The following is a 26,359-nucleotide window of genomic DNA, read 5'->3' as shown; positions in this document are numbered from 1 at the left end:
ATAAAGGGCAAAGACAATTGTATTTGCATCAATTTGCAAAATTTGCATTCATGTCTTCATTATTTCAGGAGAAACGTATGAAAATCACAGGTCGTACCACTGCACGTGACGTGCAAACTGTTGACTATGTCGACAGCACAGCGAGCGAGAGTTTGAAAGTCTTACGCAACACATATATGTTGCTTTCGATGACGTTGCTGTTTTCTGCGTTGACCGCAGGTTTAACCATTGCCTATGCCATTCCTGGTCCTGGTTCCATCCTGACTCTGGTTGCCTATTTTGGTCTGCTTTTTGCAACGACTAAGCTGCGTAATAGCGCGTGGGGCATCTTGTCCGTATTCGCATTAACTGGTTTTATGGGTTATAGCCTTGGTCCTATCCTGAGTCACTATTTGCACTTACCTGGCGGCACTTCTATCGTGATGACAGCGATGGGCATGACTGGTCTGATTTTCATGGGCTTATCCGCGTACGTGCTGATCAGCAAACGCGATTTCAGCTTTATGGGCGGATTCCTGATGGCAGGCATGATCGTGGTTCTGGTAGCTAGTCTGGGTGCGATTTTCTTCCAAATCCCCGCGTTGTCGTTGACTATTTCTGCAGTCATGGTGTTATTGATGTCTGGCATGATTTTGTTTGAAACTAGCAATATCATCAATGGCGGCGAAACAAATTACATCATGGCTACTGTCAATCTGTACGTAACCATTTTCAACCTGTTCATCAGCTTGTTACAGTTGTTGGGCTTTGTAGAAAGAGACTAATCCATGTTGCATTCTGTCGCAGAACCCTGGATGTGGGTTGTCTTCATAGGCTTTGTGTTTGCCATGCTGGCGGTCGATGTCTTCGCACTTGGTGGTTCACGTGCACACAAAGTCAGCATCCGGGAAGCGGCGGTATGGTCGGTCATCTGGGTCAGCCTGGCATTAGGCTTTGATGCCGGTCTCTGGTTCTATCTGAAGCAAACGGCGGGTACAGAAATCGCCACCGCAAAAGCCATGGAATTTCTGACTGGCTACGTGATTGAAAAATCACTATCAGTCGACAATGTGTTTGTGTTTTTGCTGATCTTTGGTCATTTCTCTGTACCTGTCCAATACCAGCGCAAAGTCCTGTTGTATGGTGTCGTTGGTGCCATCGCCATGCGCATCATCATGATTTTGGCCGGAAGTTGGGTCGTGACGCAGTTTGCCTGGGTGATGTATTTGTTTGGCATTTTCTTGCTCATTACTGGCGCAAAAATGTTGTTTTCAAATCACGAGGCAGATGTCGAAAACAATCCGGTATTGAAGTTAGCTAAGAAGCTCCTACCCTTTACCAATGAGTTTCATGAAGAGAAATTCAGCATTAAACGAGACGGAAAACGGTTTTTCACCCCTTTGCTGTTGGTGTTAATTCTGATTGAGGTCTCAGATGTGATCTTTGCGGTTGATTCAATTCCGGCCATTTTTGCAGTGACGACCGACCCATTTATTGTGTTCACCTCGAATATCTTCGCCATCATGGGCTTGCGTGCTTTGTATTTCCTGTTGGCGGACATGGCGGATCGTTTCCATTTATTGAAATTTGGTCTGGCATTTGTACTGATGTTTGTCGGCATCAAAATGCTGATCGTTGAATGGATGCATGTGCCTACCGATGTTTCTCTCATGGTCATTGGTGTCATCCTTGGTGGCTCCGTCGTTGCTAGCTTATTAACCAGCCGCAATCAGCACAAGATCTGATAAGCATTGTATTGATTTCCCTTTGGGCATATCTTTTTATAAAGGATATGCCCTTTTTTATCAATAATTGATCCGTATTACTGGTTCTCGCTTACTCTTAAGCAAAGAACGCATATCCATGTAACCACAATGTATAAGCAAAAACCCGTAAAAACCCTGCATCATGCGTCCAAGCCCTTGATCTGACGTATAATTATTTCTTCCAGCGCCGATTTGAGATTCAGATTGCGGGCGCGTAATAAGTGCTGCTAAAAGGACGTCGCCCGATCCGCCTGCATGCACAAGCCGATCGGGTTTTTTGCTTTTAGCGAGTGAACATCATGAACTTATCCCTGCCAGTCTCTGCCACCGAAATCCGTTTGCGTGAAATCTTGCAACAACGCATCATGATACTGGACGGTGCGATGGGTACCATGATCCAACGCTACAAGCTGACCGAAGAAGACTATCGCGGCGAGCGCTTTAAAGATTTTGTCGTCCCCGGCAAAGAATTATTCGTCAAAGGCAATAACGAATTATTGACCTTAACCCAGCCGCATATCATTCAAGAAATTCACGAGCAATATCTGGCTGCTGGCGCCGACCTGATCGAGACCAATACCTTTGGCGCGACCACGGTGGCACAAGACGATTACCACATGGCACATCTGGCCTATGAAATGAACGTGCAAGCCGCAAAAATTGCGCGTGCTGCGTGTGACAAATATTCGAGCGCCGACAAACCACGTTTTGTCGCGGGTGCTTTGGGGCCAACACCAAAAACTGCATCGATTTCTCCCGATGTGAATGATCCTGCCGCACGTAATGTCACATTCGATCAACTGGTTGCGGCTTATCTGGAACAAACCCGCGGTCTGGTTGAAGGCGGTGCGGACGTGCTGCTGGTTGAAACCATTTTTGATACGCTTAATTGCAAAGCCGCCTTGTTTGCGATTGATCAGTATTTTGAAGAAACTGGCAAGACCTTGCCTATTATGATTTCTGGCACGGTGACGGATGCCTCTGGGCGTATTTTGTCCGGTCAAACTGTGCCAGCCTTCTGGAATTCCGTCCGTCATGCTAAACCGCTGACCATTGGTTTGAACTGCGCTTTGGGCGCAGCGCTGATGCGTCCGTATGCTGAAGAATTATCTAAAATCGCCGACACCTTTGTGTGTATTTATCCAAATGCCGGTTTGCCTAACCCCATGAGCGATACAGGCTTTGATGAGTTGCCTGCCGATACCTCAGCATTGCTGAAAGAATTTGCGGAAGCAGGTTTCATCAACATCGCCGGTGGATGCTGCGGCACCACGCCACCGCACATTAAAGCGATTGCCGATATTTTGCAAACACAGGCACCGCGCGTGTTACCAACCATCGAACCTGCAATGCGTTTATCAGGTCTGGAGCCGTTTACCGTTGATACGCAATCGCTGTTCGTCAACGTTGGTGAGCGTACTAACGTCACGGGTTCCAAAGCGTTTGCCCGTTTAATTTTAAATGAGCAATACGACGAAGCATTAGCCGTTGCACGTCAGCAGGTGGAAAATGGCGCACAAGTTATCGACATCAACATGGATGAGGCAATGCTCGATTCACAAGCGGCGATGACACGCTTTTTGAATCTGATCGCATCGGAACCGGATATTGCACGCGTACCTTTGATGATCGACTCATCGAAATGGTCGGTGATTGAAGCTGGTTTGAAATGCGTGCAAGGTAAAGCCATTGTCAATTCCATTTCGATGAAAGAAGGCGAGGCGGAATTCCTGCGTCAGGCAACACTGTGCAAACGTTATGGTGCAGCTGTCATCGTCATGGCGTTTGATGAAAAAGGGCAAGCCGATACGTATCAGCGCAAGATTGAAATTTGCGAACGTGCGTATCGCCTTTTGGTCGACAAATTAAACTTTGATCCGCAAGATATTATTTTCGATCCAAACATTTTTGCTGTCGCCACCGGAATTGAAGAACACAATAATTACGCAGTGGATTTTATTGAAGCGACACGTTGGATACATCAAAACCTGCCAGGCGCAAAAATCAGCGGTGGTGTGTCTAACGTCAGTTTTTCTTTCCGTGGCAACGACCCCGCACGCGAAGCAATTCACACCGTATTTTTATACCACGCGATTCAAGCTGGCATGACCATGGGCATCGTCAATGCCGGCATGATCGGTGTTTATAGTGAGCTCGATTCTGAATTACGCGAACGCGTGGAAGACGTGGTACTCAATCGCCGTGACGACGCGACCGAGCGCATGATTGAATTTGCCGCCACCCTAAAAGCCGGTGGCAAAAAAGAAGAAGCCACGCTGGAATGGCGTAGCGACCCAGTTGGCAAACGACTGGCACATGCGATGGTACATGGCATCACACAATGGATCGTTGAAGATACCGAAGAAGCGCGACAAGAGATCATGAACGATGGCGGTCGCCCAATTCAAGTCATCGAAGGTCCGCTGATGGCGGGCATGAATATCGTCGGCGATTTATTCGGTCAGGGCAAAATGTTCCTGCCGCAAGTCGTCAAATCCGCGCGTGTTATGAAGCAAGCTGTTGCGCATCTGGTGCCATTCATCGAAGAAGAAAAGAAGCGCAGCGGCGACAATAAACCCAAAGGTAAAATCGTCATCGCCACCGTCAAAGGTGACGTGCATGACATCGGCAAAAACATCGTCACCGTCATTTTGCAATGTAATAACTTTGAAGTGGTAAACATGGGCGTCATGGTGCCGTGTTCAGAAATTTTAGCGAAAGCAAAAGCAGAAAACGCCGACATCATCGGCCTGTCAGGATTGATCACGCCATCACTCGAAGAAATGGCCTATGTCGCTAAAGAGATGCAACGCGATCCGCATTTCCGCATGATGAAGATACCGCTGATGATTGGTGGCGCGACCACCAGTCGCGCTCATACGGCCGTCAAAATCGCGCCGAATTACGAAGGTCCGGTGGTCTACGTGCCGGACGCATCGCGCTCGGTATCGGTCGCACAATCCTTGCTGACACCAGAAAGCCGCGACCAATATATCGCTGATTTAGGCACTGATTACGAGCGCATCCGCGTTCAACACGCGAATAAAAAAGCCACACCAATGGTGACGCTGGCACAAGCTCGTGCCAATAAAATGAAACTCCGTTTTGACGGCGCCAATACACCCGTCAAACCTAAGTTCATCGGTCGTCGCGTATTTAAAAACGTTGATCTCGCGACGCTTGCCAATTACATCGATTGGGGTCCGTTCTTCCAGACCTGGGATTTGGCAGGTCCGTATCCTGCGATTTTGACCGATGAAGTGGTTGGTGAAGCTGCGAGCAAGGTATTCGCTGAAGGTCAGGCAATGTTGAAAAAAATCATCGAAGGGCGCTGGCTCACCGCCAACGGCGTGGTGTCGTTGTTACCAGCCAATACGGTAAATGATGACGACATAGAAATCTATACCGACGATAGCCGCCATGACGTAGCTTTCACTTATTACGGCACCCGCCAGCAAACTGAAAAGCCGGTGATTGATGGCGTGGCTCGCCCTAACCAATGTTTATCGGATTTTATCGCGCCCAAAGACAGCGGCATCGCTGACTACATAGGCATGTTTGCAGTTACTGCAGGTTTGGGTATAGAAAAGCACGAAAAACGTTTTGAAGATGCACATGATGATTACAGCAGCATCATGCTGAAATCATTAGCCGATCGATTAGCAGAAGCATTTGCCGAATATCTGCACGAACGTATCCGTAAAGATTTGTGGGGTTATGCTGCCGATGAAAATTTGACGAATGCAGAACTGATTCAGGAAAGCTACAAGGGCATCCGTCCGGCACCTGGCTATCCGGCGTGTCCTGAACATACGGTCAAAACTGCCATGTTCCAACAAATGCAGTGCGAAGAAATTGACATGCACATCACCGAATCCTGGGCGATGATACCTGGCGCTGCGGTATCCGGTTTCTACTTTGCACATCCCGAATCCAAGTATTTCAGCGTCGGTAAAATTGGTGACGATCAGGTCAGTGATATGGCAGCCAGAAGATCTGTGGCGAAAGAAGAAGTGGAACGCTGGCTAGCGCCGAATCTATAAACTTTGGGTTCAGTAAAAAATGAGCAACACTAAGCGCTATTTTTAAACGTTTTTTGAAAATAGCACTTATCGTCGTTGAAATTCAGGCACACTTGTTTTACCAAGGAAGTATCAGACTGTTCCGATAACCTGCATTTTTTTGCAAAGGGATCTGCCATGGCAGAACAAGGCAAACTTTCTTCTTGGTTAAGCGCTCATCCGGTATGGACATTTGTGCTCTTGACCAGCAGTTTTCTGGGTTTTGGCATACTCAGTGTCGACCTCGCCAAAGTGATTTTAGCCAACGCCGAATATATCAGCAGCAATGGATGGGCAGGTCTTATCGATGGAGGCTTGCAACAGTTATTTGAGATCATCAGAAATGCGATTGCCGCCATGATGTTTTATCTCCTATTTAAACTATGCGAGCATGTGCTGGTCGATAAATTGGCAAATCAGAATTTAAAATCACGACAAGACTAATCCGCCGTTTTAGTCACAATTTTGTGGTGGGACGCGTGACTAATGTTTAGCTGAAAACCAGTTTTCAGGCAAAAGTCTATACTTCTTTCATGGAAGTTCTATAGTTATAAGATGGTCGGAAGAGATTGTGGCGGCGAAGCGATTGTTAGATACAATTTTTACATACCTTTGCTTCTACACTTTACATGATTAAATTTGCAAGGTAGTTCGGCAAATAAGCTGTCGTAAAAACTGATTTTTTGCAGCATTATTCGGCACGAGAATTCATTTCGTGACATAGTATCCTGACACTTATCGCCCTTTAAACTGAAAGTCTTTTTAAAGACATAGAAATCCTTATTTTTATGATGTAGATGTAGTTTTTTTTACAAAGTATTAATGTACTATCATACAAATAATTTGTTTTTCTGCCTCAAAATGCTAAATTTACAAATGGGATATGTGTCCCTAGGCCGCAAACCTTTGATGAGCGGATGCAATGACTGATATTCATACAAAGTTTATCGACCTATCCCGGCTACGCGTCGGGATGTTTGTATATCTCGATGTTGGTTGGATGGATCATCCGTTTCCTGTTAGTAACTTCAAGATCAGCAGTCAAGAACAAATTGATACTTTACGTTCCTTAGGCTTAGAACGCATACGTTACTCACCTGATAAAAGCGTACCGCCAGATAAGGATGTCAATACTGAAACTGTGGCAGACAACGCTGTTGATTTGTCAGAGAAAAATAAAAAAAGTCCGGAAGAACAAGCACTACGCTTGCGCCGTGATTTGCTCGCAGATCAGGCGGTCAGCTTGCAAGTGTGCGAACGTCAGTTTACCAACGCTGCTCAGACTTTTAAGCAAATTGGAGAACAAGCGCATGCACAACCCGCTTTAGCGCGGGAATTATCCGAACAGCTGATCCAAAATTTTCTTGGCCAGATTTTGGGTGAAGATGAGGCAGCAATTCGTTTGCTTTCTGAAAAAGCGGGTGAAAAAAGTTCATTGCATTCGATCAATGTGACGGTGATGTCTTTGCTGCTTGGCAAGGCATTAGATCTGAGCAAAGCCGACATGCACAGCCTGGGCGTTGGTGCGCTAGTCCACGACCTTGGGAAAATTGATTTACCGGATCGCTTACGCTGGTCAGGAGAACAATTCAATTACGCGGAAAATCAAATTTTTAATGAGCATGTCAGCCACGGCGTGAACCTGGCACGCAAAATGAATCTTTCCGCCAATGCGATGCTCTTGATCGCGCAACATCATGAGCATTTTGATGGCAGTGGCTACCCTAGTCGTGTTAAGGGAGAAAAGATGTCTCCTTTAAGCCGCATCGTTGCGCTGGTGAATCATTATGACAATATGTGCAATCCAGCTAACCCTGCGCAAGCAATCACGCCGCATGAAGCCCTGTCACAGATTTTTACCCAGCACAAAGCGCATTTCCACGCACCGACCCTGACCGCTTTTATCCGCATGATGGGAATCTATCCGCCGGGTTCTGTTGTACAACTGACCGATGAGCGATATGCGCTGGTCGTCTCAGTGAATTCCGCCAGGCCGATCAAACCAAAAGTCATTATTCACGACCCAACCTATCCCCGCGAGGAAGCGCTCATCATCAATCTGGAACAGGAACAGCAATTATGTATACACCGCAGTCTTAAACCTTTGCAATTACCTAAGGCTGCGTATGACTATCTATCGCCACGCAAGCGTTTATGTTACTTCTTTGAGCGCGGACTGGAAGTAAGCGCCGACTTTTCGGTTGAAGGCAGCGCATGAAACCACATCAATTGCAACCAATGATAGAGGGGATGCTAGAAGCCATCATACTGGTGGATCCTATTCAGCTGCGTATCCTCACAGCCAACCGCACTGCACATCAATTACTCAAAGTTGAGCCAGGCAGTCTTATCGGAAAAGGTATCGTCGAAATCGTTGCAGCGCCAGAAGATCTATTCTTTTGGGAAGATGTGGCAGGTGGTTTATCTGAAAATATTTATTCCGAAACACTATTGCAATGCTCAGATAAAAGCATAGTACAAGTAGAACGCCGGGTGAGCCTGGTGAAAGTAGGCATGGATACTTCATTCTATGTCGTTGCTATCCGTGATCATAGTAGTCAGCGAAAAATCGAGAATGAACTTGAAAAACTGATTGCTGAATTAAGAGGCACCTTAGAATCCACTGCCGATGGCATTCTGGTGACCAACCTCGATGGCGGCATACGCAGTTATAACCATTTGTTTTCGGAACTATGGGGATTGCCTGATGAATTGATGACCCAGCGTGATGATGGCGCCATCTATGCATGGATGGACAAGTGCATGATAGATGCTGATCGTTACACCGAACGTCTGGGGACCATAGGCCGCTCGCCATTAATGGAAGCGACCGACATACTGGTACTGCGTTCCGGCAAAATTCTTGAACGGGTTACCTTGCCGCAATTCGCCCGCGGGCGTCCGATAGGTCGAGTCTACTCGTATCGTGATATTACCCAAAAGCTGGCAGACGAAGCGCGCTTGCAATTAGCTGCCAAAGTTTTTGAATCAAGCACCGATGCGATTTTCATTACCGATCACGAACAAAAAATTATTACAATTAATCCTAGTTTCGAAAAACTCACCAGTTACACCGAAAAAGAAATGCGCGGTAAAACACCGCGCGCCTTTTTTGCCACTGAAAGCAATGTCGATTTAATTGACCAATTACTTCATAAACTCGAAATCAATGGCTCGTGGGAAGGCGAATTATGGAATCGCCGTAAAAATGGCCATGCGTATTTATGCATGATTACCTTGGTTAAATTACAGGATGACCACGGTAAAACTATCAATTACATTGGCTTTTTCAAAGACCGGACAGAGACGCATGCCGCCAAACAAAAGATAGAAGAACTCGCTTTTTCTGATGCCCTCACAGGTCTTCCAAATCGTTTGTTACTCGCAGAGCGGATTCATCAGGCGATCACGCACGCCAGCCGTAAAGACGGCACTTTTGCTTTGCTATTTTTGGATCTGGATCATTTTAAACAAATCAATGATTCTCTCGGCCACCCATTCGGAGACCGTGTGTTGCTTGAAGTGACGGAACGTTTGAAACGCTGCATCCGGCAAGTTGATACAGCGTCGCGCTTAGGTGGCGATGAATTTGTATTACTGCTGCACGAAGCGGATGCTGATGGTGCGGAAGTGTGTGCACAGCGTGTACTCGAAGAATTGACGGCACCAATTACGTTAGACGGAATGAATTTTACGGTCACCTCAAGTATCGGTATCGCGCTATACCCTGCCGATGGTATCACTATGGATGACCTGATTAAAAATGCCGACAGCGCAATGTACCATGTCAAGGAACGTGGACGCTCAGACTTCCGCTTTTATCAGCGCCAGATGAATATTGGTTTGCTATCCCGCATGAAGCTTGATCATGCGATGCGCCAGGCTCTGGAAAAAAATCTGTTCCGAATGCATTATCAGCCACAGTTTGATTTGCATACTGGAAAAATTTTTGGGGTAGAAGCGCTGATACGCTGGAATGATAAGGATTTAGGCGAAGTAAGCCCAGTGCAGTTTATTCCCATCGCTGAAGAATCTGGTGTGATCGTTCAAATTGGTCACTGGGTCATGCAAACCGCGATACGCCAGGCCGCTCTGTGGAATCAACAAGGGCACACATTAAAGATGGGCTTTAATGTCTCAGGTTTGCAATTTCAACAATCGAATTTTGTCGAATTGGTGGCTGCCGAGCTGGAAGCGAATAATTTGAGCCCTGACTGTATCGATCTTGAACTAACCGAATCGGTACTGATCAAGGATATTGATGAGAATCTGAAAAAGCTCAATGCTCTCGCCAAACTCGGCGTTAAACTTTCAATTGATGATTTCGGAACCGGCTATTCCAGTCTCAGCTATCTGAAGCGTTTTCCGATTCACAAATTAAAAATTGATCGTTCGTTTGTCGAAGATTTACCGGAAGATGAAAGCAACGCGGCGATCGTCACAGCCATCATTCATTTGGCCCACGCACTGAAGCTTCAGGTTATCGCTGAGGGTGTCGAAACTGAACAGCAGCGAAGTTTTTTAAGTGCGTTAAAATGCGACGAATTGCAGGGATATTTATTTGCACCGGCGATGTCGGTTGAAGAATTTGAACGACACTTTTTACAGGACGCTCATAATTTAGCCTGCCACTTGCGAGTTTCTTCCTGAATGGAGGCAATTTGTTCCTGAGTCAAACCTGATCTGACCAGATCGCGGCTATCTATCAATTTACTACCAACATTCATACTTGCTTGGAGTAAGTACTGATAACCGGTAACGACATCTTTTTCTACACCAATGCCGTACAAATACTGTCTACCTAACTGAAACTGCGCGGAAGACAAACCTTTCTTTGCAGCTTGCTCGAATAAAGCAACCGCCCTTTTTTCATCTTTTGGCACGCCATGTCCATCTCTATACATTAACCCGAGATGGTACTGTGCAGCTGGATTTTTTTGCAAAGCTGCTTTTTGATAGAAGGCGGCGGCTTTTTCAAAATCTTGTGTAACACTTTGGCCAAGTTCATAAAGAGATCCTAAAATCAACTGTGCCGATGAAAAATTTTGTTTGGAAGCCATATTGAGCAAGTCCAAAGCATATGCGTCATCCTTTACAGCACCTTCGCCGGTCAGATAAAGTAAACCCAAATTTGTTTGGGCACCTGGATGTCCAAGCTCTGCGGCACGCGCAAACCATAATCTCGCTTCCTCCGGACTTTGATAACCAAAATCACCGTTCAAGTACGCCAATGCCAGAGTATTCTGCGCTTCCATGTCTCCCAACAATGCCCAATGCTGAACTTGCATTTCATCTTCATCGAAATCATCATCACCCAACGCACTCGCACATGAGGTGAATATCAGCAAGGCAAAAAAAAGATGGGGCCACTTTTTCATCATTTTCTTTCGCTTTTTTAGACTTGATTTGATACTACGCTTTTCATACATAAAAACATGTTTCTTTCGTGTCGAATAAGGTAACGAATTGTTGAGTAGAAACACACTAACTGTTAAGTCGCAAGGTACACTAATAGAAATTTAAATGGAAGGGCTAAACCTTGAATCAGGTCACCAAAAAAAAATATCGTATCGGTTTAATCGCAAACAGATCCCATCAGGATGCACAAGATTCAGCCTTAGTGCAACTGATACGTGGATCCCGCCATGCGATCTCGTTTTTGCAGCCAGAATTTGTCGTTGTTGGTCGAACGCTCGATACCATGATCGCCCACGGTCTGATGGAAATTTGTACGCAAGTTGAACGCTTCCCGTACGGCCGTGATGGAGGCTTGATGAAATTGGTATCAAGAGTGGTTGATCATGATCCGCTCAAAGCCGTTGATGCGGTGATCTATTTGATTGATCCGGTCGATCCTTCGTCCATTTTTCCCGAAGCAGTGGCACTTAAACGCCAATGTGTGATTCATAAAAAGCCGTTTCTGGCGACGTTAGCAAGTGCGCGTGAATGGTTGGAATTGGAAGCGCATTCGGCGGGGGCGCCACCTGATATCAGCCTCGATCACAGCTTTAAGTTGCAACAAGAAGGCATCGCCCTCATCGCACATGATGCAATGAAACAAAAGATGTTGTTACTTGCTGAAAAACATTTTGCACTACTTGACCAGTTTAAACACCGTTACGCGACGGGAACGACCGGTGGTTTGCTGAATCAACTCGCACAAAAAATCAAAGGGGAGGATGCTGGGCGTGATTGGGTTAAACCTTATTTGTCTGGTCCATTAGGTGGTGATGCACAATTGGCAGAGCTGGTTTTAGACCGTGAAATCCGACGCATTCTATTCCTTGAAGATCCCCATGTTGCACGACAACATGAAGCTGATATTCAACTATTGGAAAGAGCCGCCCGCACTGTGACAGAATTTGCTCAGGTCATCAGTGAAGCCGATGGCGTTGACCATTGGTTGTCAAATTTGGGCAAGCGTGTTGATGCCAGCGAACATCGTGATCAATGATTTACCTGAGCTAACCTGGAAAGAAAAAAATGACACGCAGATATTCCGATATGAACCAGCATGACGCCTTGTACAAAGTCGCACGCGCCTATCCAGGTGGCCTGGAAGCGCTTGCCGCCAAGCTGGATATGTCGGTGAATGTATTGAGAAACAAGTTAGCACCAGGTATCGATACGCATTACCCTTCGTTTGAAGAGCTATCGCAAATTGTTGAGTGCTGCGATGCGGCAGGGGTTAGTGATGCCCATTTACCTTTGCATGCACTCTTAGGACGGCATGGGCTGGCAGCCTTTGTCATTCCTGAGCCCGGACAAATTAAAGATGATGATTTGTCGCGCACCGTTTGCCGCGTCATGAGTCAGGTTGGCGACGTGGCTGAAGCAGTTTCTACAGCCTTACTGGATGGAGTAATTACAGATGCTGAAGCTGACTTAATTGAACGCGAATTTCAGGCTGCCCTGACTGTATTGGGAGAATGGCGTGCCCGCATACGTGCGCATCGTCAATCGCAAGATTGAAGTACATTGTTTAACGTAGACGATGTGGCTATATGTGAATAAGCCACAAGCGCGAATAGTTAGTTTGCTTTAGAATGAATCTCTCTGTTGACACGATAATTTACATGTCTGACGAAATTCCTCCAGATCATCCGCGCCCAAAGTCCGTTGCGGATCTGTTTTTTTCTTTCACTCTGCTGGCATTGCAAGGCTTCGGCGGCGTACTGGCAATCGTCCAGCGTGAGCTGATAGAAAAGAAACGTTGGCTAACGCCGGAAGAATTTGTTGAAGACTGGGCAGTGGCGCAAATTATGCCGGGGCCGAACGTCATTAACTTGTCGATGATGGTCGGTAATCGTTATTTCGGCTTACGCGGAGCGCTTGCTGCCTTAGCCGGAATGATTACAGTACCACTCGTGATTGTGTTGATGTTAGCAGTCATGTATGCCCAATATGCGAATCATCCAGGCGTTGCAGGAGCCTTACGGGGAATGAGTGCAGTCACCGCCGGATTGATTTTCGCATCTGGCCTAAAGCTTATTCCCACACTGAAAAACCATCCATTAAGCCAACGTGCCGCTTTGCTTTTGAGTGCGATTTGCTTTATCTGCATCGCTCTGTTTCGTGTTCCATTAGTGTACGTCTTGCTTGGTTTGGGCGCGGTATCTTGGTCTCTGGTCTTTAAAAAGCTAAAAAAATAATGGCGATTCCTGAGCATATCTTAGCAATACACATGCAATGGTCTGATTGGCTGCATTTGTGGATGCATTTTTTAATGTTGTCCTTGTTATCGATAGGCGGTGCGATTTCCACTTTGCCTGATATGCAACGCTATCTCGTTGGTCAACAACACTGGCTGACTGACACCCAATTTAATTCCTCGGTCGCCATTGCTCAGGCAGCACCTGGACCTAATGTTTTGTTCATTGCTTTAATGGGTTGGAATGTCGGTCTCAATGCTGGCAGTATGTGGATAGGTTTGTTGGGCGTGATGATTACAATGAGTGGAATTTTATTACCAAGCACGACGCTGACGTTTATGGCGGCACGTTGGGGCCATGCGAATCGTGAATTGCGTATTGTCCGCAGTTTTAAACTTGGCATGGCACCGATCGTAGTGGGTTTGTTGCTTTCCACGGGTTGGATTATGTGTGCCTCACATAACATCCCGTCCAAAGATTGGCCGATCTGGATGCTGTCCGCCTTGTGCTCCTTGGTTGTCTGGCGCACCCGAATTCATCTGCTATGGTTGCTGGCTTTGGGTGCCGTGTTGGGATGGTTTGGGCTGGTGTAGTCGATATGATTTTTTACGGCTGATTCATATCTAAAACGCTCCCACTCCTTAGAACCAAACCGCGTGCGCCCTAGAGCTGCGTTCTTTTCTTTGCGTCACAAAAAAAGAACGCAAATGAAAGGCGAAGGTGGCGGTGAGGGTGGTCACAATGCTGATTACTTAAATGAAACAGGAACTGATTCAAATACAACCATTCATCTTTATCAGACCACCTACACAGATTGCACCCTTATCTCAAGATCAAACAAAACCCAAATTCCGGCTACTCGCATTGTAGTTCGTCAGATTTGGTAACAAGGTCAGCAAATCGCTGTCAGATAAGCCCAGCCATTTACCCAATGTTGCCGCATATTGATCCACTGACGTGGTTGGTAATAAACGTCCCTGTCCAACGTCATCAGGGCCATTGTTGGCAATGATCGGTGGCGTGCCGTAGAAGCGCTGACCATTGACTGCACCGCCCATCACAAAATGCATGCTTCCCCAGCCGTGATCTGAACCATCATTATTGCCACTTAAAGTACGGCCAAAATCAGAAGCAGTAAAGCTGGTGACGTTGTTCGCAACACCCAGTTCCACGGTGGCGTTATAAAACGCCGACATCGCATCCGCCAGGCCTGTCATCAATTTCGGATGGATCGTCACCAAACCATCGTGTGTATCAAATCCGTTCATGGACACAAAAAATACCTGACGTTTTGCACCTGTCGTCGCAGCAATAGATATCATGCGCGCGACCATTTTTAATTGGTCACCTAAATTGTTTTGCGTCGGGAATACTGTTTTTAATGCTGGTGCACTTGCCAGAGCGCCTGTCAAAATCTGATTGGCACCGATCGCGCGCGCATTGATGCGGTTGTATTCGTTTTCCAGCAAATTTGACCGTGTCTGAGTCACTAAATTTTGTAAAGCGGTCGAACATGCGGTGGAACCGAATAATGGTGATTTGAGCCCATTAAGAGGAACTGAGCCGTTGGTCGAAATTTGGTATTGCACTGCTGTATTTCCCGACAAGTAAACAGCATTTCCCGACACGTTAATGCAGGTAAAGGTCGAATTGGTATTTGCTGATTGAAACAAATCCCCCATTTTCCCACCCCAGCCGGACTTTGCGCCTTCAGATGAGGTCGATTGCCAGACCGACTGTTGGTCGTTATGTGAAAACAGTTTTGGTGGTAAAGGGACGCTTTTGTTCGTGTATTGCAGCTTTGTTGTTGGCTGCATTAATGTCCCCACATTCAATATCACGGCCATTTTGCCAGCGTTAAATATAGGCATTAAAGGTGCTAACTCTGGCGCCAATGCATATTGATGACTGAACCCGGCACTGTCGACCGGAGTATTGAGTGGATTCAGTACGGTATTGGTCAGCGAGCTTTGTGCATAACCCAAATTTGGGCGCAAATTGAAATAGGCGTTATAGCCACTCGTATCATAGGGGACGACGGTATTACCGTAATCATTTCCACCGTACAAAAAGATGCAAACAGTGGCTTTGTAATCGGTTGCATTCGCAGCAGATGCTTCCGACAAGGCTGCTAAATTCAATGCCCATGGCGTTGCAACACCGGCGATCGATAAGGTAGAGGCACGCTGTAAAAATGCGCGGCGTGACGCATTCATCGTTGGCTTATTGGTCATGATGAAATCCTTATTTCTGTACGATATATTCTGGCGCAGCGAAGACTAAGGTCAATGCGGCGTAAATACGGTTAAGTGTTGGTGTGTCAGTCGCAATACCGGTGCCACTGGGCATGCTGCTGATGGCTGTCGCTAAAGTCGCAATCGTGGCATCACTAAGCTGACCCGCAGCAATGACCAAATTAATTTCAGTCAATAAGGCAGTCGGATTAGCCGCCAATGGAAGTAAGCTACTGTAGTCCGGCACCAGATCAGTATTGCCCTTGCTGACCATTCTTTGCATAAAATTGACGTAACCAATCACTGTCGATTCGTTGGTTATCTGAAATTCCGGCGCCACTAAAGAGGCGTTCGCGATCGAGGTATTTGGCGGCACATAACCCGGACGGAAGAAGTTGAATACCGAGCCTGAACGTAACGGACTCTGTCCCAATCTGGAAGCTGCATCACTGGTGTTACCGACATTCCATAAATCGCTAGGTGAGGTCACACTGTAGGAGCGCGCCCAGCTCAAAAAGCGGTAAATCGGTTCACGCAATTTGCCAAATTGAGGGTTACTCAGATTGCTGCTATTGCGCGCTTCGTCATCCAATAACAGGGCTTTAACCACTGCAGCCAGATTTCCTTTAACGCCGGTGCCATCGTTCGAAAAAACTGCTGCAATGCGTTGCACATAAGCAGGTGACGGATTACTGGTGACCAGACGCTGAATCAGTTGCCGACTGACGAAAGGCGCCACGTTGGGGTGGGCGAAAATGATATCGAGCGCAGCCGCCATACTTTGTGGCCCATCCAACCCCGCTGGCACAGTGCTGCCAAGGAAAGTCGATGCATCGGTTTCATGACGACTTGCAATTTGCGTTAAAGGACGTTGAAGAAAGTCAGGGGTCGTTTTATCGCTTGTCGATACATCAAAATCCCAACCTGTGAAGATCCGCGCTAAACCAGTAATGTCATCGAGGGTATAAGTTTCTTGATTAACTCCGTTGACCGTGATGGGCGTGCCGTCCTGATTGAGCTTCAACAAACCAACAGAAAACAACTGCATGAGTTCGCGGGCATAATTTTCGTCCGGAAGAGTGCCTTTGGCCGGATTTGCCTTCAGATTACCGGCGAAAGTCAGATACTGCCCCATCGCACTATTGGTAGATATCGCTTGTAATAATTTGCGGTAATTGCCAAAGGCATTGGCTTCTAATAAATCGAGATAATTTGCTGCTGCAAAAGCCTGCCAACTGGCTCCTGTCAGACCATCGATACCAACCACCAAAATCTCGGCCAGTGCATGTGTCACCCTTTGTCTCAGGGTGTCTGGTGAATTAATCAGCTTGTACCAGGCGACAGAATCAAAACCATTTTGCGTGAAAATATTTGCCGCGGCATCAAAACCTTTGGTCTTGAGCCAGCTCCAGCGACTGCTAGACTGCGGCATGGCCATTTGTGCATCAATCCACGCTGCATAACCAGAGGCCTGTACTTGCGCCATTTGTGTCCGCGTGCCACCCACCGAAGCTTGCGCTAGAAACCGGGCGGCCTGTATATCGGTAACCGGTGTCGGAGGTGTCGGAGGTGTTGTAGAAGAGGTTGATCCGTTCGCACTGCCACCCGTCGCGCCCCCGCCCCCACCACAGGCTTCAAGAAGCAAACTGGCACCAACGGCCAACGCCACTGTTCCAGTGGAATTGACGGTAGAAAATTGTGTACCTTCGCTCTCCTGCTGTGGCAGGTATTCTATTTGTTCACCAGATTCTTGCATGACTTGCTCCATGTAATACGAGACTATTGTTCGATGATTGCTAGATTAGGGGATTGCCTAAGGATTGCCTATCGGAATTTGTTGTTTCACTCGTTACAAATTAATTTCCAGGTCATCTAAAATAGGGGTTTTCATAGAGGAAAAATTTTCGATCGCGAATGACTCCTGAAATTTTTTGTTACACATTACGTTTTAATGACATGAAAAAAATTGTACATCAGGTATTTTTTAAGAAAGCTTTGTTACAGTTAGGCGTTAAGATTGAGGTATCCTTGGCAACTCAAAATCCAGTCACCCTGAAACAGCATCCATGAAGTTGAGTATAGAAGCACCTGACAACGAAATTGCTGAACCTGGCGAGGTTCACCTGCATCTGAGATTTCGGCCCGTCAATTTCATCGGGATCGCTATCGTTCTCATCATTCACGCTCTGCTGTTATATTTCTTACTCAACATACAAGTAGAAAAAAAGAAAAAACAAGGTGATGATGCGGGCTCGCGCACGCCGATGGTGTTGATTCTGGATAAAGCCGTCGTAGCAAAAATGGCTGCGCCGGCACCCAAAAAATCAACGCCTAAGCCACCGCTCATCCCACATACGAAAAAATCCATCACGCCACCAACACCAGTCGCACCAGTGCAGTCAGCTCAAACGACGGTAAATACGCCCACGCCGATCGTCGAAGCGCCGCCGCAACAAGACATGATGAGTATGTTAAATGCTGCGCGTGAGCGCCGCCGTGCTCAACAGGAAGCGGCAAATCAAGAAGACCAGGCCAATAATCAGTCGAATCGCGGTATGAGTGCGCAAGAGGTTGCAGAAGCCAATGTCAGGCACAGTATGCAACAAGCAGCAGGGCGCGATGGTACTAATGGCGTATTCCAAATTATTAGTATGAGTACACGTGTCGGTAGTTTTTCATTCCGCGGCTGGAAGCCCACTTCTGGAAGCACATGGAAACAAACGATAGAAGTCGATGCAGGCTTAGGTGGCGATCTACAATTGGCAATGATAAGACGTATGATCGAATTGATTCGCTCGCATTACCCCGGTGATTTTAGTTGGGAATCACGACGTCTGGGTCGTGTGGTCACGCTATCAGCACGACCACAGGATAGCGAACAGCTGGAAACCTTCCTCAGAAAAGAATTTTTCGGCTAAGTCTGTACAAGCTTGCTCCCAAAAGCGCAAAGGCGTTTGCGATATCAGTTGGTTCTTGTTGTCGCACGCGTGCGAGCAAGGATTGTTTTTGTTCTAACAGAACGTGGCTGTCGCTGAACGCATTCAGCTTTATCCAAGTGTTGCACGACACGGTATGACTTTGTTCTTGCGTCAACATCAAGCTGAAAATAGTACTGTAGCCGTCAAGGTGACAAGGCTTTTCCTCAACAGATAATCGACCGCTGTTCACATATAGGAAAGTGCCTTTTTTTGCATAAAAAGACAGCGTCTGATGACGTTGGATAGATATCGTTTGCATGGCAGGTTCTCACGAATGCTTGATTAGGTGCACAGCATACGACCCGCAAGAATAGGCGAACAGGTACAGAATTTCACTATCTGTATCGCATCATGCGGTAAAATCCTCATCTGTTATGGTCGCAATTTTTGCGAACTGTATCTTTGCCAGCAACCACTGACGACGCAAGATCTGTTTTATGCAAGCACCTACACTTTACCGACAACTGGCGGAACATTATCTCAGCGCAATTCGTCATGGCACCTTAGCCACAGGTGACCGTATGCCATCAGTGCGAAAACTGATGCAATTACATGAGGTCAGCTTATCGACAGCCTTGCAAATGTGTCGCTATTTAGAAGCTGAAGGCTGGCTGGAGGCACGACCACGATCTGGCTATTTTGTACGCCAACCCAGACGCATACGTCTGGCACCCGCTTTAGAGCCAAAACCAGCAACAGTAATCGATCCGGCGCAATTTGTCGGCATCCATGAACGGGTATCGTCCATCATTGCCCAGGGACAGCGTCCGGTTAAAATCAACCTGGCTCGCGCAACTGGTGCGCCGGATTTGTATCCGCACAAACAGTTGCGGCAACTCGCGAGTAGCCTGCTGCGCCAGTATCCATTGTTGCTGACCAAAGCAATTTCGCCGGGTGGCAACCGTGATTTAAAATCAGCATTAGCCAAACGCGCGCTCGATGTGGGGATTAGCACCAGTGCTGATGAAGTAATCGTTACTAATGGCTGCATCGAAGCATTGAATCTCGCTTTGCGCGCCGTAGCCCACGCTGGTGATGTCATCGCTGTCGAGTCGCCGACTTTTTACGGCTTGCTACAAGTGCTGGAAAGTTTGGGTATGAAGGCGTTGGAAATACCAACCAGCCCAAGTACAGGCATCTCACTTGAAGCCCTAGAGCTGGCGATGCAAACCTATGACAACATTAAAGCAGTCGTCGTTGTACCTCATCTGCAAAACCCGCTTGGCAGCATCATGCCAGATTCGCACAAACAAAGATTGGTTACGCTTTGCGAAGCAAAGAATATCCCCTTGATTGAAGATGACTCTTACAGTGCGCTGGCCAATGGCGACAAAATCCCGACCGCCGCTAAACATTGGGATCAAACTGGCAACGTGATTTACTGTGCTTCATTACATAAAATTTTAGCGCCCGGCTTACGCTTGGGCTGGATGCTTGGCGGTCGCTGGCAGGCACGTATCAGCATGTTCAAATACGCACAAACTCGCTACAACGAAGAACTATCGCAGTTGATCGCCGCGACCTTTTTACAATCCAGTAGCTATGACCGTCATTTACGTAAGCTGCGCACCACCTTGACACAACAACGTGAAAAAATGGCGGAAGGTATTGCGACTTATTTTCCGGAAGGCACTCGCTTGACGATGCCTGATGGCGGCGTGTCGGTGTGGGTAGAAATGCCACCGCAAGTCTCATCGCGCGCCGTGTTTGATGCAGCATTACGTCAGGATATTTTGGTATCACCTGGTTTGCTGTATTCGAATTCAAACCGGTTTGATCATTTCCTCAGACTCAATTGCGGCACACATTATTCGCACGAATTGGAAGAAGCTTTAGGTGTTTTAGGACGTATCGTGCTTGATCTGGCACGTATAAAAAAAGTGGCTTCTGCTTAAATTTCCGCAAACGATTAACAATCGTTAATTAATTTATACAAATCACTCAAACCGTTGTTAATTAATTAGTTTTTTAAAACAACACGGTGTGGAAAGCCACAATATCCGGGTAGGGCGTAATTTTTGATAATGAGTCAAGCGACGGAACAATATTCCGCGTCAGGGTTGCCAGAATCACCCAAGGCGACACCTTCCTACATAACGGAGACAATATGCAGCCGCAACCAATCTACAAATCCCTGTACTTTCAGGTGATCGTCGCCATCATTTTGGGCGTCGCACTTGGCCACTTTTACCCCGAATCTGGCGCCGCCATGAAACCGCTCGGTGATGGCTTTATCAAACTGATCAAAATGATGATTGCACCAATTATCTTTTGTACGGTAGTCATCGGTATTGCGGGTATGGAGGACATGAAAAAAGTCGGAAAAACCGGCGGCATGGCCTTACTATATTTTGAAATTGTCAGTACCTTAGCGCTGGTTGTGGGATTATTCATGGTCAACATTCTGCAACCCGGCGTAGGTATGCACATCGATGTGCATTCTCTCGATACCAAAGGCATTACAGCTTATACAGGACCGGGTAAGATGCAAACCACGGTGGAATTCCTGATGGCGATTATTCCTTCAACCATTGTCGACGCCTTTGCGAAAGGCGAGATCTTGCAAGTGTTGCTGATCGCGGTTTTCTTCGGCTTTGCTTTGCACCGTTTTGGTGGTCGTGGCACGCTGGTGTTTGATTTCATCGAAAAAATCTCTCAAGTCTTATTTGCGATTGTCGGCTACATCATGAAAGTCGCGCCGATTGGTGCTTTTGGTGCGATGGCATTTACGATTGGTAAATTTGGTGTCGGCTCCATCGTGAAATTGATTTACCTGATGGGAACCTTTTATGGCACTTGCCTGATTTTTGTCTTCGTCATTCTTGGTGCAATTGCACGCTTCCATGGTTTTAGCATCTGGAAATTTGTCAAATACATCAAAGAAGAACTACTGATTGTGCTTGGTACGTCTTCTTCCGAATCCGCATTGCCGGGCATCATTGGCAAGCTGGAAAAGCTCGGTGTTAAAAAGTCAGTGGTGGGTCTGGTGATCCCAACAGGCTATTCATTTAACCTCGATGGCACTTCGATTTATCTGACGATGGCTGCGGTATTTATTGCACAAGCGACAGATACGCCGATGAGCTTGTTGCAACAACTCACTTTACTCGCGGTTCTGTTGCTGACATCCAAAGGCGCTGCCGGCATCACTGGAAGTGGTTTTATCGTTTTGGCCGCAACCTTGTCAGCTGCCAGTGATGTGCCCGTTGCAGGTCTGGCACTGATCCTTGGGATTGATCGCTTTATGTCAGAAGCCCGCGCGTTGACGAATCTGGTCGGCAATGGTGTGGCAACGATCGTGGTTGGTAAATGGGGTAACGATGTTGATATGCAGCGCCTCAATCAGGTCTTAAACAATCAACCAGTCGCTGAACTTGAACATCAGGACGAACACGAAGCGATGATTTCAACGTCCAAGCATATGTAATTCTCTGACGTAATTTTCTGATTATGAGTTGAAAAAAAATAGCGAACTTCGGGTTCGCTATTTTTTTATTCATTAAATTTTCATTCAGTCTTTCACTGTGGACTGCTTCGTTTTTCGCATATGTAGAAAAGCCAAAATTAAAGCCATGAATTGAACTGAAGCAGCCATAAAAAACGGTGCTCCGAGAAGAAGGCTACCACGCGGCGCATGACTGACCTGCGCCAGCAAACTGGTGCCAGCTAAGGTCGCAGCAACACTCATGATACTTGCCAGCGCACTGAGAGAACCCATCGCAACGCCTTGCGAACGTGCATCGACAGCTCGTGAGAAAAACGCCTGCAAAGCCGGTCCTGCAGCAAAGGCCAGCACATTACACAATATCAGCACGTACATCATCCAGCCTTGCGTGGCCAAGCCGTACAAGGTCAATGCGGCACAAGAAGAAATCAGACCAAACAAGATAGCATTCGCATCACCCACCAATTTGATATAGCGACCAAGGAACACGCCCTGCATCACGACGCTGGAAATGCCGACCATAAACAAGGAAAGACCATTCTGCATAGGCGTCCAGCCAAAGCGCAATTCAGTCGATAAAACCCAGGTGGTTTGTAATGTGAATTGGGCAAACATGGTTAAACCGTAGACCCAGACCAAAGAACCTACGCCGCGTAAATGAGCAAGACCACTCAGCCCTGCGAACGGGTTCGCGGATTTAATGGAAAATGCTTTGCGGTTCGCTAATGGCAAGGATTCTGGTAAAGAGAAATAACCATACACCACGTTAGATAAGGACACCGCAGCGGCCAGATAAAACGGATAATGTATATTCGCCTCACCCAACAGACCACCAGTAACAGGACCACAAATAAATCCTAAGCCAAACATCGCCCCAATTTTACCTAAAGCTTTACTGCGATTTTCAGGACTTGATACATCGGCAATATACGCGTTGGCAACGGACAGATTTCCCGCCGTTACGCCGCCTAAAGCACGTATGATGAGTAGCCAGTAAATGCTGGTTGCCTGGGTCAGTAAGATAAAATTAAGACCCAAACCAAACACACAAGTCAGTAAGACGGGGCGGCGTCCAAAACGGTCACTCAAGGCGCCAATAACCGGCGCAAAGAAAAATTGCATCACACCGTAAATGGCGACGATCGCCCCATACCAATGCGCTTGCGCATCCGCTTGTTGGGTAAAAGCACCAACCAGACGTGGCAGTACCGGAATAATCAAACCGATTCCTAAAATATCCAGAAATACAGTAATCAGAACGAAACGAACGTTCGTCGGGACTATCGGAGCTGCTGGTGCGGCTAAGCTAGAGGTGGAGTGAGGTTGGTCTGGCGTAGTCATCCGTGCGGGCTTTCAGTTGGGGTCAGCGTTTAGTATATAAACGCATAGCATGCAGCAATGAAACAACAATCCGGTTGTTTGCTGTCATTTCCATGCAATCGCAATAGTATATGATTCAAATCATAGAACTTAAGCAAAATTATTGTTTGCCAAAAAGTCATTACTCTACCCTTGAAGCATATTGCACAGGGTAAACCAGCTTATAAGTATTCAGGAGCACTTATGCCCTTATTTGATCACTTTTTGGTGATTGCATTGTTAGTCGCCATCAGTGCGTTTTTTTCAATGTCAGAAATTTCTTTGGCAGCGGCACGTAAGGTGAAATTGCAAGTGTTGGAGTCCGAAGGCGAATTACGTGCTGCCAAAGTATTAGAGTTACAGCAAGAGCCCGGACACTTTTTTACGGTAGTCCAAATTGGCCTGAATGGTGTAGCGATACTCGGCGGTATCTTGGGTGAACAAGCTTTAACGCCCTATTTTGCCAAGGTGTTTCATGCCTTACTAGGCGATTTTGCCTGGGTTGATACAGTCAGTTTTCTGACATCTTTTTTATTCGTTACCTCAATTTTTATTCTCTTTGCTGATTTGATGCCCAAGAAAATGGCAATGATCGCACCCGAAGCGGTGGCAATTTTTGTTGTCACGCCGATGTTGTTATGCGTTCGTGTGTTTAAGCCTTTAGTGTGGGTGTTTAACGGGCTGTCGAATCTGATTTTCGGGTTATTAAGTTTGCCAACAGAAAGAAACGAGCAGATTACATCTGACGAAATTTATGCAATGGTCGATGCCGGTGCCGAAGCCGGTGTCCTGCAAGCACGTGAACATCACATGATAGGCAATGTGTTTGAACTGGAAAGCCGGACAGTACCCAGCGCGATGTCACAACGAGATAGCATTGTCTATTTCAGCTTGCAAGACAGCGATGTCGTGATACGCCAAAAGATTGCCGAGCATCCACATACCAAATTTTTGGTCTGTGATGGACATATTGACAACGTAGTTGGCTATGTTGAGTCTAAGGATATTTTAAAGCGGGTATTAACCAATCAAGCGTTCTCAAAAGTCCAGGAGTTGTCAATACGTACCGCCTTAGCAGTGCCGGACTCTTTAACTTTATCTGAGATGCTGGAGCAATTTAAAGGCACGCGTGAAGATTTTGCAGTAATTTTGAATGAATATGCACTGGTGGTCGGGGTGATCACCTTGAATGATGTATTAAGTACCTTGATGGGCAATCTGGTGCATCCTTTCCTTGAAGATCAGATCGTACAGCGCGATGGTAATTCATGGCTCATTGATGGAGCGACAACAATTGAAGATGTCTGCCGGGCGCTTGATATTGATTCCTTGCCCGAGCAGGGCAGCTATGAGACTATTGCAGGCTTCATGATGACGATGCTCAAAAAAATACCGAAACGTACTGACTACGTCATGGTGGGTGCGTACAAATTTGAAGTCGTCGATATTGACCATTATCGTATCGATCAATTGCTGGTGGTTCGTGTCGACGAGGCACCAGCGTCTTAAAAATAATTTGCAGAATTTCAACGCCGCCAGCATCAGGTTGACGGCGTTTTCGTTTTTTATCAGGAAAGTTTCATGTCTCAAGCTTGCGGAGTAGATTTTGGTACCTCAAATTCAACAGTGGGTTGGCATCAAGCCAATCAGCCAGCACTGTTAACACTGGAGCAAGATAAAGTCACCTTGCCATCGGTGGTGTTTTTTAATGCCGAAGATGATGAAGTAAGCTATGGTCGCGCTGCGCTGACGAATTATCTGGCAGGTTATGAAGGGCGCCTGATGCGCTCCATGAAAAGCTTGCTAGGCACCAGTTTGATGGACGGTCAGACCGAGGTACTGGGTAAATCTGTACCTTTCCGTGGTTTATTGGCGCAATTTATCGGTGAATTGAAACGACGCGCAGAAACGTCCGCTGGCCTGGCGTTTGACTACGCCGTGTTAGGTCGCCCGGTGCATTTTATTGATGACAACCGAAATGCCGACCGAATTGCGCAAAACACCTTGGAAGATATTGCACTTGCCGTTGGTTTTAAGGAAGTCCATTTCCAATTTGAGCCAATTGCTGCTGCCTTCGATTACGAGTCACGTATTGCCAAAGAAGAATTGGTGTTGATTGCCGATATTGGCGGTGGTACCTCGGACTTCTCACTGGTACGTTTGTCACCCGAACGTTCACACGTGCTAGACCGGAGTGCCGATATTTTAGGCAATGGCGGTATCCATATTGGTGGTACAGACTTTGATAAGTATCTGAGCCTGGCGCAAATCATGCCTTTACTTGGACTTGGTGGAAGATTGTCAAATCAGACGGATATCCCATCGAGTTATTACTTTAATCTTGCCACTTGGCATACAATTAATCAGGTATACACGCAAAAAGTAGGACGCGAGTTGTTAGATGTATATCGTGATATTCAGAATCCGGAATACCGCATGCGCTTTGAACGCTTGCTCAATCTGGTCGAAGACCGTGATGGACATTGGCTGGCAATTAAATCCGAAGAAGCGAAGATTTTGCTGTCGGATGTCGACAGTATCGATCTGAGATTAGAACGCTTACGCAGCAAACAAGCGTCCGCAAGCTGCTCACTGGTCATGGAGCAAAAAGACTTACAATCAGCTGTTGGACATCTGAGCGCAAGTATTGCCGGCGCTGTATCTCAGGTGATACAAGACGCCGGAATACGGGCAGACCAGGTTGATACGGTGTTTTTTACTGGTGGCTCTAGCGGCGTGCGTGGTTTGCGCCAGCAAATCGCCGCAATTGTTCCAGATGCACGTAAAGTTGAAGGTGATTTATTTGGAAGTATTGGTGCCGGGCTAGGCTTGGATGCAGCACGCCGATTTACTTAACCCCGGTCTTTTCGTTTGCAATCTGTAGG

19 protein-coding genes are annotated in these 26,359 nt (G+C 46.8%); 15 read left to right on the top strand and 4 right to left on the bottom strand.

Annotation, left to right across the window (positions count from 1 at the left end; translation table 11 throughout):
• Nucleotides 1-77: 77 nt before the first annotated feature.
• The 6 genes from H8K32_RS08640 to H8K32_RS08615 all read left to right on the top strand — a co-directional run bounded on the left by H8K32_RS08640 (nt 78) and on the right by H8K32_RS08615 (nt 10,456).
• Nucleotides 78-764, top strand: coding sequence for a Bax inhibitor-1/YccA family protein (locus tag H8K32_RS08640; RefSeq protein WP_186912071.1), 687 nt, complete (start codon nt 78-80; stop codon nt 762-764).
• A 3-nt stretch (nt 765-767) separates the two neighbouring features.
• A complete protein-coding gene (locus H8K32_RS08635; protein ID WP_246447223.1) occupies nt 768-1,724 on the top strand; it encodes a TerC family protein in 957 nt (318 codons plus the stop codon).
• A 320-nt stretch (nt 1,725-2,044) separates the two neighbouring features.
• On the top strand, nt 2,045-5,788 hold the full coding sequence (gene metH, locus H8K32_RS08630) for a methionine synthase (RefSeq protein WP_186912070.1): 3,744 nt from the start codon (nt 2,045-2,047) through the stop codon (nt 5,786-5,788).
• Nucleotides 5,789-5,944: 156 nt separating this feature from the next.
• Nucleotides 5,945-6,250, top strand: a complete 306-nt coding sequence (locus tag H8K32_RS08625; RefSeq protein ID WP_186912069.1) for a hypothetical protein — start codon at nt 5,945-5,947, stop codon at nt 6,248-6,250.
• Nucleotides 6,251-6,728: 478 nt separating this feature from the next.
• A complete protein-coding gene (locus H8K32_RS08620; RefSeq protein ID WP_186912068.1) occupies nt 6,729-8,024 on the top strand; it encodes an HD-GYP domain-containing protein in 1,296 nt (431 codons plus the stop codon).
• Nucleotides 8,021-10,456, top strand: a complete 2,436-nt coding sequence (locus tag H8K32_RS08615; protein WP_186912067.1) for a sensor domain-containing protein — start codon at nt 8,021-8,023, stop codon at nt 10,454-10,456. Before H8K32_RS08620 ends, H8K32_RS08615 begins: the two co-directional genes overlap by 4 nt.
• Here the strand turns inward: H8K32_RS08615 and H8K32_RS08610 are convergent.
• Nucleotides 10,420-11,235, bottom strand: a complete 816-nt coding sequence (locus H8K32_RS08610; protein WP_186912066.1) for a tetratricopeptide repeat protein — start codon at nt 11,233-11,235, stop codon at nt 10,420-10,422. The two genes, H8K32_RS08615 and H8K32_RS08610, sit on opposite strands and share 37 nt — an antisense overlap.
• 110 nt (nt 11,236-11,345) lie before the next feature.
• Here H8K32_RS08610 and H8K32_RS08605 point away from each other — a divergent pair, with 110 nt between their 5' ends.
• From H8K32_RS08605 to H8K32_RS08590, 4 genes are all read left to right on the top strand, one after another.
• On the top strand, nt 11,346-12,260 hold the full coding sequence (locus tag H8K32_RS08605) for a methylglyoxal synthase (protein ID WP_186912065.1): 915 nt from the start codon (nt 11,346-11,348) through the stop codon (nt 12,258-12,260).
• Nucleotides 12,261-12,289: 29 nt separating this feature from the next.
• Nucleotides 12,290-12,778, top strand: a complete 489-nt coding sequence (locus tag H8K32_RS08600) for a phage regulatory CII family protein (RefSeq protein ID WP_186912064.1) — start codon at nt 12,290-12,292, stop codon at nt 12,776-12,778.
• A gap of 104 nt (nt 12,779-12,882) precedes the next feature.
• Nucleotides 12,883-13,458, top strand: a complete 576-nt coding sequence (locus H8K32_RS08595) for a chromate transporter (RefSeq protein ID WP_186912063.1) — start codon at nt 12,883-12,885, stop codon at nt 13,456-13,458.
• Nucleotides 13,459-13,490: 32 nt separating this feature from the next.
• The gene (locus H8K32_RS08590; RefSeq protein WP_186912062.1) at nt 13,491-14,051 is read left to right on the top strand and encodes a chromate transporter; all 561 of its coding nucleotides are present in this window, start codon (nt 13,491-13,493) and stop codon (nt 14,049-14,051) included.
• A 240-nt stretch (nt 14,052-14,291) separates the two neighbouring features.
• Here H8K32_RS08590 and H8K32_RS08585 read toward each other — a convergent pair whose 3' ends face one another.
• A complete protein-coding gene (locus H8K32_RS08585) occupies nt 14,292-15,692 on the bottom strand; it encodes a DUF1501 domain-containing protein (protein ID WP_186912061.1) in 1,401 nt (466 codons plus the stop codon).
• A gap of 10 nt (nt 15,693-15,702) precedes the next feature.
• Entirely contained in the window at nt 15,703-17,448 is a 1,746-nt protein-coding gene (locus H8K32_RS08580; RefSeq protein ID WP_186912060.1) for a DUF1800 domain-containing protein, read from the bottom strand.
• A 310-nt stretch (nt 17,449-17,758) separates the two neighbouring features.
• Here H8K32_RS08580 and H8K32_RS20345 point away from each other — a divergent pair, with 310 nt between their 5' ends.
• The 3 genes from H8K32_RS20345 (at nt 17,759) to H8K32_RS08565 (ending at nt 22,097) form a co-directional block, all read left to right on the top strand.
• Nucleotides 17,759-18,610 carry a hypothetical protein gene (locus tag H8K32_RS20345; protein ID WP_186912059.1) on the top strand — a complete coding sequence of 284 codons (852 nt, stop codon included), beginning with the start codon at nt 17,759-17,761 and terminating at the stop codon, nt 18,608-18,610.
• Nucleotides 18,611-19,107: 497 nt separating this feature from the next.
• Nucleotides 19,108-20,565 (top strand): aminotransferase-like domain-containing protein, encoded by a 1,458-nt coding sequence (locus H8K32_RS08570; protein WP_186912058.1) that lies wholly within the window; start codon nt 19,108-19,110, stop codon nt 20,563-20,565.
• Nucleotides 20,566-20,777: 212 nt separating this feature from the next.
• Complete coding sequence (locus H8K32_RS08565; protein ID WP_186912057.1) at nt 20,778-22,097, top strand: dicarboxylate/amino acid:cation symporter; 1,320 nt, start codon at nt 20,778-20,780, stop codon at nt 22,095-22,097.
• Between the two features lie 84 nt (nt 22,098-22,181).
• Here H8K32_RS08565 and H8K32_RS08560 read toward each other — a convergent pair whose 3' ends face one another.
• Nucleotides 22,182-23,456, bottom strand: a complete 1,275-nt coding sequence (locus H8K32_RS08560; RefSeq protein WP_186912056.1) for a TCR/Tet family MFS transporter — start codon at nt 23,454-23,456, stop codon at nt 22,182-22,184.
• A gap of 222 nt (nt 23,457-23,678) precedes the next feature.
• On the opposite strand from H8K32_RS08560, the gene paeA reads away from it, so the two are divergent.
• Together paeA and H8K32_RS08550 are read left to right on the top strand one after the other, a co-directional pair.
• Nucleotides 23,679-24,983, top strand: coding sequence for a polyamine export protein PaeA (paeA, locus tag H8K32_RS08555; RefSeq protein WP_186912055.1), 1,305 nt, complete (start codon nt 23,679-23,681; stop codon nt 24,981-24,983).
• 72 nt (nt 24,984-25,055) lie between these two features.
• A complete protein-coding gene (locus tag H8K32_RS08550) occupies nt 25,056-26,330 on the top strand; it encodes an Hsp70 family protein (RefSeq protein WP_186912054.1) in 1,275 nt (424 codons plus the stop codon).
• The last annotated feature ends 29 nt before the right edge of the window (nt 26,331-26,359 follow it).

It is taken from the genome of Cognatundibacterium jejuense (genome assembly GCF_014284255.1).
Lineage (GTDB): Bacteria > Pseudomonadota > Gammaproteobacteria > Burkholderiales > Burkholderiaceae_D > Undibacterium > Undibacterium jejuense.
Note: the sequence above shows the minus strand (reverse complement) of the source record. Positions and strands in the feature narration are given on the sequence as shown.